Origin of the sequence: Streptomyces sp. NBC_01214, assembly GCF_026340975.1 — a bacterium.
Taxonomy (GTDB): Bacteria; Actinomycetota; Actinomycetes; order Streptomycetales; family Streptomycetaceae; genus Streptomyces.
On record NZ_JAPEOS010000001.1, the window covers coordinates 3,279,919 to 3,296,556 of the forward strand.

Sequence of the window (16,638 nt, forward strand, 5' to 3'; positions counted from 1 at the left end):
ATGATGGACCAGAGTCGACGGCTACCTCTGACGGAAGGGCAGTCCGGAATCTGGTTCGCGCAGCAGTTGGAGCCGGACAGCCCCGTCTTCAGCCTCGCCGAGATCATCGACATCACCGGTGCCGTCGATACCGCGCTGTTCGAGCAGGCCGTACGGCAGGTGGTCGAGGAGACCGAAGCCCTGCGTCTCCGCTTCGCCGACGACGGCGACGGCCCCTATCAAGTCGTCCTGGAGCCCTCCGCGGGACCGGAGCTGCGCATGGTCGACCTGCGCTCCGAAGCCGACCCGGACGTCGCTTCCGAGGCGTGGACGAGGGCCGATCTGGGTGCCCCGGTGGATCCCGCCGGCGACCGGCTGGTCACTCTCGCGCTGTTCCGGCTCGGCGACGAACGGTTCTCCTTCTACATCCGCTGCCACCACATCGCCCTCGACGGCCGGGGCATCGGCCTGGTGCCGCGCCGGGTGTCCGAGGTGTACACCGCGCTGGCCGAAGGGCGGAGCGTGCCCGCCGCCCCGGCGGGAACGCTGGAGGAACTGGTCGCCGCGGAGACCCGCTACCGGGCGTCGCCGCAGTTCGTCGAGGACCGGAGGTTCTGGTCCGAGCGGCTCGCCGGCCTGCCCGACGTAGCGGGATTCGCGGAGCAGCCGCAGCGGATGCCCCAGGGCATGCTGCGGCACAGCGGCCTGATAGGCCCTGAAGCGGTGAACGAACTGCGCACGTTCGTCGGTGGGCTGGGACTTCCCTGGCCCGTGGTCTTCGTCGCGGCGCAGGCCGCTTACCTGCACGCGGTGACGGGGCAGCAGGACATCGTCCTGGCCATGCCCGTCGCCGCCCGTGCCCATGCGGTTCGGGACATCCCCGGCATGGTCTCCAACGTGGTGCCGTTGCGCATCGCGGTGCGGCCCGGGGACACCGTGGCCGGGCTGCTGCGGCAGGTCCTGCGCGAGATGAGGTCGTCCCTCAAGCACCAGCACTACCGTTACGAAAACATGCGCCGGGACCTGGGGGCGGTCACGGGCGGGCGACGCCTGGTGGGCCCGCGCGTCAACCTCATCCTCTCCTCCCACGACGTGACCTTCGCCGGGCACCGCTCCACGGTCCGCACCCTGGCCGGCGGCCACGACGACGACCTGATGGTGGTCGTCGACGGCCGCAACGACGACGGCGCCGTGCGGATCGACCTTTCCGCCAGTCCGCTGCTGTACACGGCGGAGGCTCTGGCCGAGCACACGCGCCGACTGGTGCACCTGATCACGGAGTTCTCCCGAGCCGGCGCGGACGCACCCGTGGCGTCCCTGCAGATCCTGCCGTCCGACGAGCGGCACCGGATGTTGGTGGAGTGGAGCGGCGGCGCCACGGACGACACGGTGGCGGACGACTCCCGGCGTACGCTGGCCGAGCTCTTCGAGGCACAGGCGAGCGCGGCTCCGACGGCCGTCGCGGTCTCCTGCGAGGGCGAACACCTGACGTACTCGGAGCTGAACGAGCGCTCCAACCGGCTGGCCCGGCTGCTCATCGCGCGCGGCGCGGGTCCCGAACAGTTCGTGGCAGTGGCACTGCCCCGGTCCTTGGACCTGGTGGTCGCGTTGCTGGCCGTGGTGAAGTCCGGAGCCGCCTACGTCCCGGTGGACTCCGCCTATCCCGCGGAGCGCATCGCCTTCATGCTCGAGGACTCGCGACCCGTCCTGTTGCTCACCTCCAGTACGTTCGGCACCGAGGTACGGACCGGGGCGCAGGCGGTGCTGCTGGACGACCCCGCCACCGCGGCGCTCATCGCGGCTCATGCGGCCACAGACCTGAACGAGGACGAGCGGCCGGCCCCGGTCGGTCCCTCGAATGCCGCCTACGTGATCTACACATCGGGTTCGACCGGACGCCCCAAGGGCGTGCTCGTCCCGCACCGCAACGTCATCAGGCTGTTCCGTGCCACCGAGCGGTGGTTCGGCTTCGGCCCCGACGACGTCTGGACGCTCTTCCACTCCGCGGCCTTCGACTTCTCGGTGTGGGAGTTGTGGGGACCGCTGCTGCACGGCGGTCGCCTCGTCGTGGTGCCCTACGACGTCTCACGGTCCCCCGGGGACTTCCTCGAGCTGCTGGCGCACGAACGGGTCACCGTACTCAATCAGACGCCGTCGGCCTTCTACCAGCTCACCCAGGCCGACGCCGACGACCCGGAGACCGGGGCCGGACTCGCCCTGCGTTACGTGGTCTTCGGTGGAGAGGCGCTGGAGCTGTGGCGCCTGGGCGAGTGGTACGAGCGCCACGCCGAGGACGCGCCCAAGCTGATCAACATGTACGGCATCACCGAGACCACGGTGCATGTCAGCTACATCGAGCTGGACCGTGCGAGGGCCGCCGCCGGGACCGGCAGCCTGATCGGTGAGGGCATCGGGGATCTCCGTACCTATGTGCTCGACGACGCACTGCGGCCGGCTCCCGAAGGTGTGCCGGGAGAGCTCTATGTGGCCGGGGCCGGCCTTGCCCGTGGGTATGTGCGGCGGGCGGGGTTGACGGCGGAGCGGTTCGTGGCGGATCCGTTCGGTGGTGCGGGGTCGCGTATGTATCGCACGGGTGATGTGGCGCGGTGGGTCGAGGGCGGGGTGCTGGAGTATCTGGGCCGGGCCGATGACCAGGTGAAGATCCGGGGGTTCCGGATCGAGCTGGGTGAGATCTCGGCGGTGTTGGGCCGTTGTGCCGGGGTTGCTCAGGGTGCGGTGGTGGTTCGTGAGGACACGCCGGGTGATCAGCGGTTGGTCGCGTATGTGGTGGCTGATGGTGTGGTGGATGCGGAGGTGCTCCGTGAGGAGCTGGCCGCTGTGCTGCCCGGGTACATGGTGCCGTCGGCGTTCGTGGTCGTGGAGGGGCTGCCGCTGACGTCGAACGGGAAGCTGGACCGCACGGCGCTGCCGGCGCCGGAGGTGGCGGGGGCGGCCGGGGGGCGTGGTCCGCGGAGTTCGGTGGAGGAGGTTCTGTGTTCTTTGTTCGCCGAGGTGCTGGGTGTGCCGTCGGTGGGTATCGATGAGAGTTTCTTCGATCTGGGTGGGCATTCGCTGCTCGCGACGCGGTTGCTCAGCAGGGTGCGTGCGGAGCTGTCCGCGGAGCTGAGTGTGCGGGATCTCTTCGATCATCCGACGGTGGCGGGTCTGGCCGGGGTGTTCGGTGATCTGGGTGCGGTGCGTGGGGCGTTGGTGGCGATGGAGCGCCCGGATGTGGTGCCGTTGTCCTTCGCCCAGCGCAGGCTGTGGTTCCTCAACCAGCTCGAAGGCCCCAGCCCCACCTACCACATCCCCTTCTCGCTCCGGTTGACGGGCGGGTTGGACCGGGAGGCGCTGGAAGCGGCGCTGGGTGATGTGGTGGCGCGTCATGAGAGTCTGCGGACGGTGTTCCCGCAGGTGGACGGGGTGCCGCGGCAGCTGGTTCTGGACCCGGGTTCGGAGCGGGCCCGGATCGGTCTGACGGTGGAGGCGGTCACTGAGGCCGATCTCGGGGAACGGCTGGCGCAGCAGGCGGCGCTCGGTTTCGATCTCGCCGGTGACCTGCCGTTCCGGGCACGGCTGTTCGCGCTGAGTGACACCGATCACGTGCTGCTGATCGTGATGCACCACATCGCCAGTGACGGCTGGTCGGCGGCTCCGCTGCTGCGGGACCTGTCGCAGGCCTACGAGGCGAGGTCGCTGGGAGAGGTTCCGGGGTGGGAGCCGCTGCCGGTGCAGTACGCGGATTACGCCCTGTGGCAGGAGAAGACCCTGGGCGACGAGGCCGATCCGGGCAGCGTGATCGCCCAGCAGATCGGTTTCTGGAGCGCCGAGCTCGCCGGGATGCCCCAGGAGCTGGCGCTGCCGGTGGACCGGCCCCGGCCTCCGGTGGCCGGCAACCAGGGTGCGACGGTTCCCGTGCTGATTCCCGCTGCTCTGCACCGCGGGCTGGCGGAGCTGGCCGCGCAGACCCGGTCGAGCATGTTCATGGTGCTGCAGGCCGGCGTGGCCGCTCTGCTGTCCGGTCTCGGCGCCGGTGACGACATCCCTCTGGGCACGGCGATCGCGGGACGGACCGACCAGGCGACCGAGGACCTCGTCGGGCTGTTCGTCAACACCCTGGTCATGCGCACCGACCTCTCCGGCGCCCCGAGCTTCCGTGAGCTGGTCGAGCGGGTCAGGGACCGCAACCTGGCGGCCTACGCCCACCAGGACATCCCCTTCGAACGCCTCGTCGAGGTGATCAACCCCGAACGCTCGCTCGCCCGCCACCCCCTCTTCCAGGTCATGCTCACCATCCTGAATCTTCCGCCCAGGACGATTCCGTTCCCGCCGCTGAAGGCGGAGTTCGTCCCGGGTGAGCGCGTGGTCGCGAACATGGACCTCTCCATCGACCTGTTGGAGCACCACACGGCCGACGGCACGCCCGACGGCGTCAAGGGTGTTTTCGAGTACCGCACCGACCTCTTCGACCGTCCGACGATCGAGCGGATGGCCAGCCTGCTGATCCAGCTGCTCGGCCAGGTCACGGCCCACCCTGACCGGCCTGTGCACCGCATCGATCTGCTCGGCGCCGCCGAGCGCACCCTGATGTTCTCGGAATGGAACGGCGCGGAGAGGGAGCTGACCCCCGCCACGGTCGTCGAGCAGTTCGAGGCCCAGGCGAGCCGCACCCCCGAGGCCGGTGCGCTGGTCTACCGCGACGTCCGGTTGACCTTCGCCGAACTGAACGCACGCGCCAACCGCCTGGCCCACCATCTGATCGCCGTGGGAGCCGGTCCCGAGCGAGTGGTCACGCTGGCGCTGCCCCGCACGGACGAGGCCATGGTGGCCCTGTGGGCCGTACTCAAGGCCGGCGCCGTCCACCATCCCATCGACCCGCAGGGTCCTTCGGAACGCACGGGCTTCATGTTCGACGAGGCGGCGCCCGTCGTCGTCGTCACCCTCTCCGCGTACGCGAGCGCGCTGAACGTCCCGGACGGGACGGTCCTGCTGGTGCTCGACGACGCCGGCACCGAGCGGGCCGTGGCGGGGCGCCCCGTCACGGATCCGACGGACAACGACCGAACCGTGGCGCTGCTGCCTTCGCACCCGGCCTACCTCCTCTACACATCGGGCTCGACCGGGCTGCCCAAGGGCGTCCTCGTCGAGCACCGCAACCTGCACGCCCTCTTCCACCACCACCAGTCCGAGTTCGTCCGCCCATCGGCACAGGCCGTCGGCCGGCAGGTCCGGGCCGCCCTGACGGCGTCGATGACCTTCGACACGTCCTGGGACGCGATGATGTGGCTGCTCGACGGTCATGAGCTGCATCTCATCGACGACGACATTCGGTGGGACGCAGGAGCGCTCTCCGCCTATGTGGCGGACCGCGGCATCGACATGCTCGACCTCACCCCCAGCTATGTGGAGCAGCTGGTACGGGAGGGGATGCTGGACAACGAGCGGCACCGGCCGACGCTGATGATCGTCGGTGGCGAGGGCATGAGCGCAGCCCTCTGGTCCGCCCTGCGCGCTGCGCCGAGCACGCGCAGCCTCAACTGCTACGGCCCCACCGAGGCGACGGTCGAGACCGTCTACTGGCCGGTCTCGGACGCGGTGGAGCCCCGGCTCGGGCGGCCCGTGTGGAACACCCGTGCCTATGTCCTCGACGAGTGGCTCCGGCCGGTTCCCGAAGGTGTGGCGGGAGAGCTCTACCTCGCGGGCTCCCAGTTGGCTCGTGGGTATGTGCGGCGGGCGGGGTTGACGGCGGAGCGGTTCGTGGCGGATCCGTTCGGTGGTGCGGGGTCGCGTATGTATCGCACGGGTGATGTGGCGCGGTGGGTCGAGGGCGGGGTGCTGGAGTATCTGGGTCGGGCCGATGACCAGGTGAAGATCCGGGGGTTCCGGATCGAGCTGGGTGAGATCTCGGCGGTGTTGGGCCGTTGTGCCGGGGTTGCTCAGGGTGCGGTGGTGGTTCGTGAGGACACGCCGGGTGATCAGCGGTTGGTCGCGTATGTGGTGGCTGATGGTGTGGTGGATGCGGAGGTGCTCCGTGAGGAGCTGGCCGCTGTGCTGCCCGGGTACATGGTGCCGTCGGCGTTCGTGGTCGTGGAGGGGCTGCCGCTGACGTCGAACGGGAAGCTGGACCGCACGGCGCTGCCGGCGCCGGAGGTGGCGGGGGCGGCCGGGGGGCGTGGTCCGCGGAGTTCGGTGGAGGAGGTTCTGTGTTCTTTGTTCGCCGAGGTGCTGGGTGTGCCGTCGGTGGGTATCGATGAGAGTTTCTTCGATCTGGGTGGGCATTCGCTGCTCGCGACGCGGTTGCTCAGCAGGGTGCGTGCGGAGCTGTCCGCGGAGCTGAGTGTGCGGGATCTCTTCGATCATCCGACGGTGGCGGGTCTGGCCGGGGTGTTCGGTGATCTGGGTGCGGTGCGTGGGGCGTTGGTGGCGATGGAGCGCCCGGATGTGGTGCCGTTGTCCTTCGCCCAGCGCAGGCTGTGGTTCCTCAACCAGCTCGAAGGCCCCAGCCCCACCTACAACCTGGGTGAATCCCTCCGGTTGACGGGCGGGTTGGACCGGGAGGCGCTGGAAGCGGCGCTGGGTGATGTGGTGGCGCGTCATGAGAGTCTGCGGACGGTGTTCCCGCAGGTGGACGGGGTGCCGCGGCAGCTGGTTCTGGACCCGGGTTCGGAGCGGGCCCGGATCGGTCTGACGGTGGAGGCGGTCACTGAGGCCGATCTCGGGGAACGGCTGGCGCAGCAGGCGGCGCTCGGTTTCGATCTCGCCGGTGACCTGCCGTTCCGGGCACGGCTGTTCGCGCTGAGTGACACCGATCACGTGCTGCTGATCGTGATGCACCACATCGCCAGTGACGGCTGGTCGGCGGCTCCGCTGCTGCGGGACCTGTCGCAGGCCTACGAGGCGAGGTCGCTGGGAGAGGTTCCGGGGTGGGAGCCGCTGCCGGTGCAGTACGCGGATTACGCCCTGTGGCAGGAGAAGACCCTGGGCGACGAGGCCGATCCGGGCAGCGTGATCGCCCAGCAGATCGGTTTCTGGAGCGCCGAGCTCGCCGGGATGCCCCAGGAGCTGGCGCTGCCGGTGGACCGGCCCCGGCCTCCGGTGGCCGGCAACCAGGGTGCGACGGTTCCCGTGCTGATTCCCGCTGCTCTGCACCGCGGGCTGGCGGAGCTGGCCGCGCAGACCCGGTCGAGCATGTTCATGGTGCTGCAGGCCGGCGTGGCCGCTCTGCTGTCCGGTCTCGGCGCCGGTGACGACATCCCTCTGGGCACGGCGATCGCGGGACGGACCGACCAGGCGACCGAGGACCTCGTCGGGCTGTTCGTCAACACCCTGGTCATGCGCACCGACCTCTCCGGCGCCCCGAGCTTCCGTGAGCTGGTCGAGCGGGTCAGGGACCGCAACCTGGCGGCCTACGCCCACCAGGACATCCCCTTCGAACGCCTCGTCGAGGTGATCAACCCCGAACGCTCGCTCGCCCGCCACCCCCTCTTCCAGGTCATGCTCACCGTCCAGAACACGGATGACGCGGAGCTCAGCCTCGCCGGGGTGCACGTCGGTCAGCAGCCCGTCGGACTGACCGTCACCAAGTTCGACCTCTCCTTCAGCCTGACGGACCACTACGACGCCGACGGTGAACCGGCGGGCATCGGCGGCCTGGTGGAGTACAGCACCGATTTGTTCGACCCCGGGACGGTGCGGGAGCTGTGCGTACGTCTTGAGCGGCTGCTGACCTCGGCGGTGGAGGACCCCGAGCGGCCGGTCGGCGGGATCGATCTGCTGTCCGCCCAGGAGCGGCGGCGGATGCTGGTGGAGTGGAACGACACCGGGCGCGAGCTCCCCTGCGAGACGTTCCCGGAGCAGTTCGCCGCGCAGGTGGCGAGCACTCCCGACGCCTGTGCACTGGTCTTCGAGAGGGAATCCCTTTCGTACGCGGAGCTGGACGCACGCTCGAGCCGGCTGGCCCGGTATCTGATCGGGCAGGGGATGGGCCCCGAGCAGCTGGTGGCGATCGCGCTGCCCCGGTCGGCCGATCTGGTCGTCGCGCTGCTGGCGGTGATGAAGTCCGGGGCCGCGTACGTGCCGGTGGACGTGGACTACCCGGCTGAGCGCATCGCGTACATACTGCGGGACGCCGCCCCCGCTCTGGTGCTGACCAGCGGTGCGGTAGCCGAGCGGATTCCGGTCGCGGACGAGGCACTCGTGGTGCTCGATGGCCCGGAGGTCCCTCTCTCGGTGGCCGCGCTGCCCGCGGGAGCGGTGGGTGACGGCGAACGGTCGGCGCCGTCGGTGGTGCCGCACCTCGCGTACGTGATCTACACGTCGGGTTCGACCGGCCGCCCCAAGGGGGTGGGCGTCACCCATCGGGGCATCGCGAGCCTGGTGGCCTCCACGAGGGAGGCCTTCGCCGTCGGCGCCGGGGACCGGGTGCTGCAGTTCGCGGCGGCGGGCTTCGACGCGGCTTTCGCCGAGATCGCCCTGGCCCTGCTGTCGGGCGCGACGCTGGTGATGGCTCCCAAGGAGCGGCTGATGCCGGGAGCGCCCCTGGTGGAGCTGCTGGCCGAACAGCGCATCACCCAGGCGACCCTGCCTCCCGCGGCGCTGGCGGTACTGCCCGACGACGGGCTGCCCGAAGGGATGTCGCTGACGGTGGCGGGCGAGGCGTGCCCGCCGGATCTGGTGCGGCGCTGGTCTCGGGGGCGCCGGATGGTCAACGGGTACGGTCCCACCGAGACGACGGTGGCCGCTGCCTTCGCGGTGCTGGACGGTGGCGATGGTGTGGCTCCGGTCGGCCGGCCCGTGGTCAACGCGCGTGCCTATGTCCTCGACGATGGCCTGCGGCCCGTACCGGTAGGCGTTCCCGGTGAGCTGTACGTATCGGGGCACGGCCTGGCCCGCGGGTACCTCAATCGTCCCGGGATCACGGCGGAGCGGTTCGTCGCCAATCCGTTCACGGGTACGGGCGAGCGGATGTACCGCACCGGTGACGTGGTGCGGTGGCGTGCCGACGGGCAGCTCGAGTTCGTGGGTCGGGCCGACGGCCAGGTCAAACTCCGCGGCTTCCGGATCGAAACGGGCGAGATCGAGGCGGTGCTGGCCCGGATCCCGGAGGTGGCTCAGGCCGTGGTGGTGATCCGGGAGGACACGCCGGGCGCCAGGAGCCTGGTCGCCTATCTCGTGCCCGCCGATGGTGAGCACGGAGCCGACGACGGCCTGGACGTGACCGCGATGCGGGAGCACGCCGCTGCCTTCCTTCCCGACTACATGGTGCCCAGTGCCTTCGTGGTCCTCGACCAGCTCCCCCTCACCCCCAACGGCAAGATCGACAAGAAGGTGCTGCCCGCCCCCGCCTACGAGGTATCGGACGGGTCCCGTGCGCCCCGCACTCCGTACGAGGAGGTGCTGTGCGGCCTGTTCGCCGAGGTCCTCGGTCTTGCACGGGTCGGACTGGACGACAACTTCTTCGCCCTGGGAGGCCATTCGCTCATCGCCACCCGCCTGGTCAGCCGTATCCGTACGGCCCTGTCCGCCGAGATCGCCGTACGCGACCTCTTCGAGCGGCCCACCGTGGCGGGCCTGGCCGAGATCGTCGGTGAGGCGGACGCGGTGCGCGTCCCGCTCGCCGCCAGGCCGCGGCCCGACCGGATTCCGCTCTCCTACGCCCAGCAGCGCTTCTGGTTCCTCCACCAGCTCGAAGGCCCCAGTCCCGCCTACAACATCCCCTTCGCGCTCCGGCTCACCGGGGAGCTCGACCGTTCGGCGCTGGAGGCGGCACTGGCCGATGTGCTCGAGCGGCACGACAGCCTGCGCACCGTTTTCGCCGAGACCGCCGGTGTGCCCCGTCAGGAGATCCTCGACACCGAGCGGGTACGTCCCTCTCTCGAAGTGGTGGAGGTCAGTGGGGCCGGCCTCCCCGGTGCGCTCGCCGACGCGGCCGCGCGCGGCTTCGACCTCGCCACAGAGGTCCCCCTGCGGGCCCGGCTGTTCGCGGTCGGCCCCGAGGAACACGTACTCCTCGTGGTGCTGCACCACATCGCCGGCGACGGCTGGTCGATCGAGCCACTGGTCCGTGATCTGTTCGAGGCCTACGCCGCGCGCCTGGACGGTACGGCACCCGGTTGGACGCCCTTGCCGGTCCAGTACGCCGACTACACCCTCTGGCAGCGCGAGGTCCTCGGCGACGAGGACGACCCCGGCAGCACGCTGGCCGGGCAGGAGCGCTTCTGGGCGGACCGTCTCGCGGATCTGCCGAACCAGCTCGAACTGCCCACCGACCGCCCGAGGCCCGCGGTCGCCAGCCACCGGGGCGGGATCGTCGAGCTGCGTCTCGACGGCGAGCTGCACCGGGAGCTGGTGGCGCTGAGCCAGGAACTGGGCGCGACCCTGTTCATGGTGGTCCAGGCCGGACTCGCGGCGGCCCTGACGCGCCTCGGCGCGGGCCACGACATCCCGATCGGCACCGTGATCGCGGGGCGCACCGACCAGGCGACCGAGGATCTCGTCGGTCTCTTCGTCAACACCCTGGTGCTCCGCACGGACACCTCGGGCGAGCCCGGCTTCCAGGAGCTCGTGGAGCGGGTCCGGGAGGTGAACCTGGCGGCCCACGCCCACCAGGACCTGCCGTTCGAGCGCCTGGTGGACGTGCTGAAGCCGGAGCGCTCCCTCTCCAGGCACCCGCTGTTCCAGGTGATGCTCACCTTCCAGAACACGTCGTCGGACCTGCCCCGTCCTTCCGGCCTCGGCATCGGCCTCGAGGAGGTGCCCTCCGACGGAGCCAAGTTCGACCTGGAGTTCGTCTTCGGTGAGCAGCAGACCTCCGGCGGCGCACCCGACGGCCTCATCGGACAGATCGAGTACGCCGACGACCTCTTCGACCGGGAAACGGTCGAGCGGATCGGAGAGCGGCTGATCCGGCTGCTCACAGCCGCGGTCGCGGAACCCGCACGGCCCGTCGGTGAACTGGACGTCCTGGACGTGGACGAGCGCCGTCAGCTGCTCTCGGGGTGGAACGGCGCCGATGAGCCGGTGGTGCGGGCGGCGTTGTCCGAGCTGTTCGCGGCGCACGAGGCGCGGACTCCGGACGCGGTGGCGGTGGAGTCCGAGGAGTTCTCGTCGATGCTGTCGGGGACCCGGGCCCATGTGCTGGACGGCTCGTTGCGGCCGGCGTTGCCCGGGGTGGCCGGGGAGTTGTATGTGGCCGCGGCGGGTACGGCGCGCGACTGCTTCGATCGGGCGTCGTTGCCGGCGGAGCGCTTCGTCGCCGATCCGTTCGGGGCACCCGGTGCGCGGATGTACCGCACGGGTGACGTGGTGCGCTGGCGTGCCGGTGGGCAGCTGGAGTTCGTCGGGCGTGCCGATGACCAGGTCGAGATCCGTGGTTTCCGGATAGCGCTGAGCGAGATCGAGCGCGTGCTGAGCGGGCACGGCGGTGTGGACCGGGCCGCTGTGGTGGTCCATGAGCCGCAGCCGGGCGTCGAACAGCTGGTGGCGTATGTGGTGCCGGTGGCGGGGGGCGCGCCGGAGGGCCGTGCACTGCGTGCGCATGTGTCCGGCGTGCTGCCCGAGCACATGGTCCCTGCGGCCTTCGTGGTCCTGGACGCACTGCCGCTCACTGCCGTGGGAAGGCTGGACCGGAGCTCGCTCCCCGTGCCCGTCTTCGACAACGCGAGCGACTCGCGTGCCCCTCGTACCAGGAACGAGGAGATCCTGTGCGGCGTGTTCGCCGATGTTCTGAGGCTGCCCGAGCCAGCCGGAATCGACGACAACTTCTTCGAGCTGGGCGGTGACAGCATCGTCTCCATCCAGGTGGTGCTGGCAGCCCGCAAGGCCGGGCTGATGATCACGGTGAAGGACATGTTCGCCTGCAAGACGGTGGCCGCTCTGGCAGCCGTCGCCACCGAGAAGGGAGCCACTGCTTCGACCGAGCCCGACGTGGCGACCGGGGAGATCGTGCCCACACCGATCATGCACGGACTGCGGGAACGGGGCGGCACCGTTGACGGGTTCAGCCAGTCGATGCTGCTCCAGGTGCCCGCCGGCCTCGACGCCGGCGTCCTCACCGGCGTGCTCCAGACGATCGTCGACCACCATGACGTGCTGCGGCTGCGGATGACCCCCGAGGCAGGGGAGTGGCGGATGGAGATTCCGCCGGCCGGAGAGCTGCGCGCGGAGTCGTTCGTGCGGAGGGTCGACATCTCCGGGTACGACGAGGTCTCCGGGGAGGAAGACACCGCACTGCTGCCGCTCCTCCAGGACCATGCCGAACGTGCCTGGCGGCGGCTGTCGCCGGAGTCCGGCACGATGGTGCAGGCGGTCTGGTTCGATGCCGGTGCCGCACGGCCCGGCAAACTGCTGCTGGCCCTCCACCATCTCGTCGTGGACGGCGTCTCCTGGCGGATCCTCCTGCCCGATCTGCGGGAGGCGTGGCAGGAACTGTCCTCGGGGCGCATCCCTCGGCTCGCCCCGGTGGGCACGTCGTTCCGCCGGTGGACGGAGCACCTGCTCCACGAGGCCGGGCGGCCCGAGCGCCTCGCCGAGCTGGACCGGTGGGTGGAGGTCCTGGCGGCTCCCGGCGCCCCCCTGGGCAAGCCGCTCGACCCGGCTCGTGATGTCGCCGCCACCGTGCGGCGGGTCACGCTGACCCTGCCGAGCACCGACACGGAGCCGCTGCTGACCCGGGTGCCCGCCGCCTTCAACGCGGGCGTCGAGGATGTCCTGCTCATCGCCATGGCGTTGGCGGTCACCGACTGGCGGCGCAGACGAGGAGGCGCGGACGGGCCCGTGCTGATCGGCCTCGAGGGCCATGGCCGGCAGGAGATCATCGAGGGCGTGGACCTGAGCCGTACGGTCGGCTGGTTCACGAGCCTGCACCCGGTGCGTCTGGAGCCGGGAGCCGTCGACTGGCGGGAACTGTGGGACGGCGGGCCGGTCGCAGGCCGGGTGGCCAAGCGGATCAAGGAACAGCTGCGGGTACCGGACAGCGGCCTCGGCTACGGCCTGCTGCACCATCTGAACGCGGAGAGCCGGAAGGTTCTGGCCGAACTGGCGAAGCCCCGGATCGGCTTCAACTACCTCGGCCGGTTCGCGGTTACCGACGGAGGCTCTCCCGTCGATGACTGGTCGGTCGCACCCGAGGGCGAGTTCCTCACCGACGGCCAGGACGCCGACCTGCCCGCGCCGTTCGAACTGGAGCTCAACGCCGTGACCGTGGACCGCCCCGGCGGCCCGGAACTGGTGGCGACCTGGTCGTGGCCGGAGGCGGTGCTGGGCGAAGAGGACGTCCGGGAACTGGCGCAGGGCTGGTTCCGGGCGCTGGACGCACTCGTACGGCATGCCGACACCTCCCAGTCCGGTGGCTACACCCCCTCCGACCTCGCGCTCGCAGCGCTGGACCAGGACGAAATCGATCTGCTCGAAGACGAATGGAGAACGCTGTGACGACCAGGCCGGGGTTTGAAGATGTCCTGCCGATGGCGCCCCTGCAGGAAGGGCTGCTGTTCCACTCGCTGTACCAGGACCAGTCGCTCGACATCTACGTCGCGCAGACCGTTCTCGACCTCCAGGGGGAGATCGACTTCCCGACCATGCAGGCGAGCGTGCGGGCGCTGCTGCGCCGGCACGCCAGCCTGCGGGCCGGCTTCCGCTTCGAGAAGCTGAGCAAGCCCGTCCAGGTGATCCACCGCGAGGTCGAACCGCCGCTCCGCGAGGTCGACCTGAGCGGTCTCGACCCGCAGGACCAGGAAGCGGCCTTCGTCGAGCTGCGGGACAAGGACGCCTCGGACCGGTTCGACCTGACCGCGGCTCCGCTGCTGCGCTTCACCCTCGTCAGCTACGGCGGAGGGCGCCACCGCCTTGTGGTGACGCACCATCACATCGTCCTGGACGGATGGTCGAACGGCCTGATGCTGTTGGACCTCTTCGAGCTCTACCGGCGCGGCGGGGACGACGTGGGCATGCCCCGGGTCGCCCCCTACCGCGACTATCTGACCTGGCTGGGCCGACAGGACCGGCGCGCCGCGGAGGACGCCTGGCGCGAGGCGCTGGCTGGCGTCGATGAGCCGACCATGCTGGCCGGGAAGGATGCCGAAGGCGACCCGGACGCCACGGCTCCCGAGCATCTGACGGTAACCGTGCCCGAGGAGCTCACCGGCCGGATCGTCGAGACGGCCCGCAGCCGGGGCCTCACCCTCAACACCGTGCTGCAGGGCAGCTGGGCGCTGGTGCTCGGCCGGCTCACTGGCCGGGACGACATCGTGTTCGGGTCCACGGTCTCGGGGCGTCCCCCCGAGGTACCGGGCATCGAGTCCATGGTCGGCCTGTTCATCAACACCCTGCCGGTACGGGTCAGGCTGAACCCCTGGACCTCGCTGGCCGCCATGCTGACCGAGCTTCAGCACCAGCAGACCGAGCTGATGCCGCACCAGCACCTGTCCCTCCCGGAAGTACAGCGTCTCGCAGGCCTCGGGGAACTCTTCGACACCCTGACCGTCACCGAGAACTATCCGATCGAGGAAGACGACTTCGACCGCCTCGAGGGATCGATACAGCTCACCGGAGCATCGGGCAGTGACGCCAACCACTATCCGCTGAGCATCGCGGCGATCCCCGGGAACCGTCTCGAACTGCGCATCGGATACCGGTCCGACCTGATCGGGAAGAAACGCGCGGAGGCGATCGGCGCCAGGATCGTCCAGGTATTCGGACAGTTCACCGAAGACCCCGACCGGTTGATCGGCCGGACCGGGGTGCTCACGGACCCGGAGCGGGACCGGGTCCTGGCCCTGGGCCAGGGCCAGGACCCGCACCGTACGGGGGAGCCCGTGCCCGAGCTCTTCGAGCGGCAGGTGCGGGAGAACCCGGATGCGGTGGCCGTGTGCTACGAGGGCACGGCGCTGACCTATGCGGAATTGAACGGCAAAGCGAACCAGTTGGCCAGGTCGCTGGTCGCGAGGGGCATCGGCCCCGAGCGTCTGGTGGCGCTCGCCCTGCCGCGCTCCCCCGAACTGGTCGTCGCGATCCTCGCCGTACTCAAGGCCGGTGCGGCCTATCTGCCGGTGGACACGTCCTACCCGGCCGACCGCATCACGTACATGCTCACCGACTCCACCCCCGCCCTGTTGATCAGCACGGCCGAGTCCGCCGCCGGGCTGCCCCGGGTGGATTCTCTCCCCCGGCTCCTGCTCGACGAGCCCGCTCTCGCGGCCGGCCTCGACGCATATCTGGGCACCGACCTGACCGATGCCGACAGGGCCGCCCCTGTGAGTCCGGCGTCGCCCGCCTATGTGATCTACACCTCGGGATCGACCGGACGGCCCAAGGGGGTCGTCGTCAGCCACACCGGTGTGGCGAACCTGGCGGCCACCCAGGCCGAGCGGCTCGGAGCGGGGCCCGGCAGCCGGGTGCTGCAGATGGCCTCGCCCAGCTTCGACGCGGCCTTCTGGGACCTGACCATGGCGCTGCTCACCGGCGGCACCCTGGTACTGGCCCCGGCGGCCAGGCTGCTCCCCGGGCAGGGGCTCGTGGACGTGATAGCCGAGCACGGGGTCACCCACGGCACCATCCCGCCGGCGGCGCTCGCCGTGCTCGCACCGCAGGATCTGCCCTCGCTCCGGACGTTGGTGGTGGCGGGCGAGGCCACGTCCGGCGAACTGGTGGCCGCCTGGTCCAAGGGGCGCCTGATGGTCAACGCCTACGGCCCCACCGAGTCCACGGTCTGCGCCTCGATGAGCGGCACGCTGTCGGGATCCGGTGTTCCGCCGATCGGTGTCCCGGTCGACGGCGCCCAGCTCCATGTGTTGGATGCGGCCCTGCTCCCGGTCCTGCCCGGAGTCGTGGGAGAGCTCTACATCGCGGGGGAGGCGCTGGCCCGGGGGTACCTGCACCGGGCCGGGCTGACCGCCGAGCGGTTCGTCGCCAACCCCTACGGGGCTCCCGGCGCACGGATGTACCGCTCGGGCGACCTGGTGAAGTGGCGTGATGACGGACAGCTGGAGTTCATCGGCAGGGCCGACGAGCAGGTCAAGATCCGTGGGTTCCGGATCGAGCTGAGCGAGATCGCGTCGGCGCTCACCGCCCACCAGGACATCGACCAGGCGGTGGTCGTCGTCCGGGTGGACGAGTCCGGCGATGACAAGCGTCTGGTCGCCTATCTGGTTCCACCCGCTGGGTTCCAGGTGCCCGGTCCCGGCGCGCTGAGGGAGTATCTGGGCGATTCGCTGCCGGAGTACATGGTGCCGTCGGCGTTCGTCGCGCTGGACGCGCTGCCGGTGACCCCGAACGGCAAGCTCGACCGCAAGGCGCTTCCCGAGCCGGTCCTGGCCGGCACGCTGTCCTCCCGGGCTCCGCGCACTCCGCAGGAGGAGATCCTGTGCGCGCTGTTCACCGAGCTGCTGGGCGTGCCCAGGGTCGGTATCGATGACAGCTTCTTCGAGCTCGGCGGCCACTCGCTGATGGCGACGCGCCTGATCACCAGGGCACGCGCCGTGTTCGGCGTCGAGCTGTCGGTGCGTGCCGTCTTCGAGGCTCCCACGGTGGCCGGTCTCGCCGGCCGGATCACCGAGGGTGGCACGGGCCGCCGGGCGCTGGTGCCGATGGAGCGTGGCGGCGAGGTGCCGCTGTCCTTCGCGCAGAGCAGGCTGTGGTTCCTCAACCGCTTCGAGGGTTCGA

The 16,638-nt window shown here is 70.3% G+C and carries 2 protein-coding genes (1 of these 2 only partly in view); both read left to right on the plus strand.

Annotated features, from left to right (window positions below; all coding sequences use genetic code 11):
- Positions 1-13,410 carry a non-ribosomal peptide synthetase gene (locus tag OG594_RS15700; RefSeq protein WP_266599266.1) on the plus strand — a complete coding sequence of 4,470 codons (13,410 nt, stop codon included), beginning with the start codon at positions 1-3 and terminating at the stop codon, positions 13,408-13,410.
- Positions 13,395-16,638 carry the beginning of a non-ribosomal peptide synthetase gene (locus OG594_RS15705; protein ID WP_266599268.1) on the plus strand. It continues 7,841 nt past the right edge of the window, so the window shows 3,244 of its 11,085 coding nt (coding positions 1-3,244); the start codon lies at positions 13,395-13,397; its stop codon lies beyond the right edge, outside the window. The genes OG594_RS15700 and OG594_RS15705 overlap by 16 nt, the downstream gene beginning before the upstream one ends.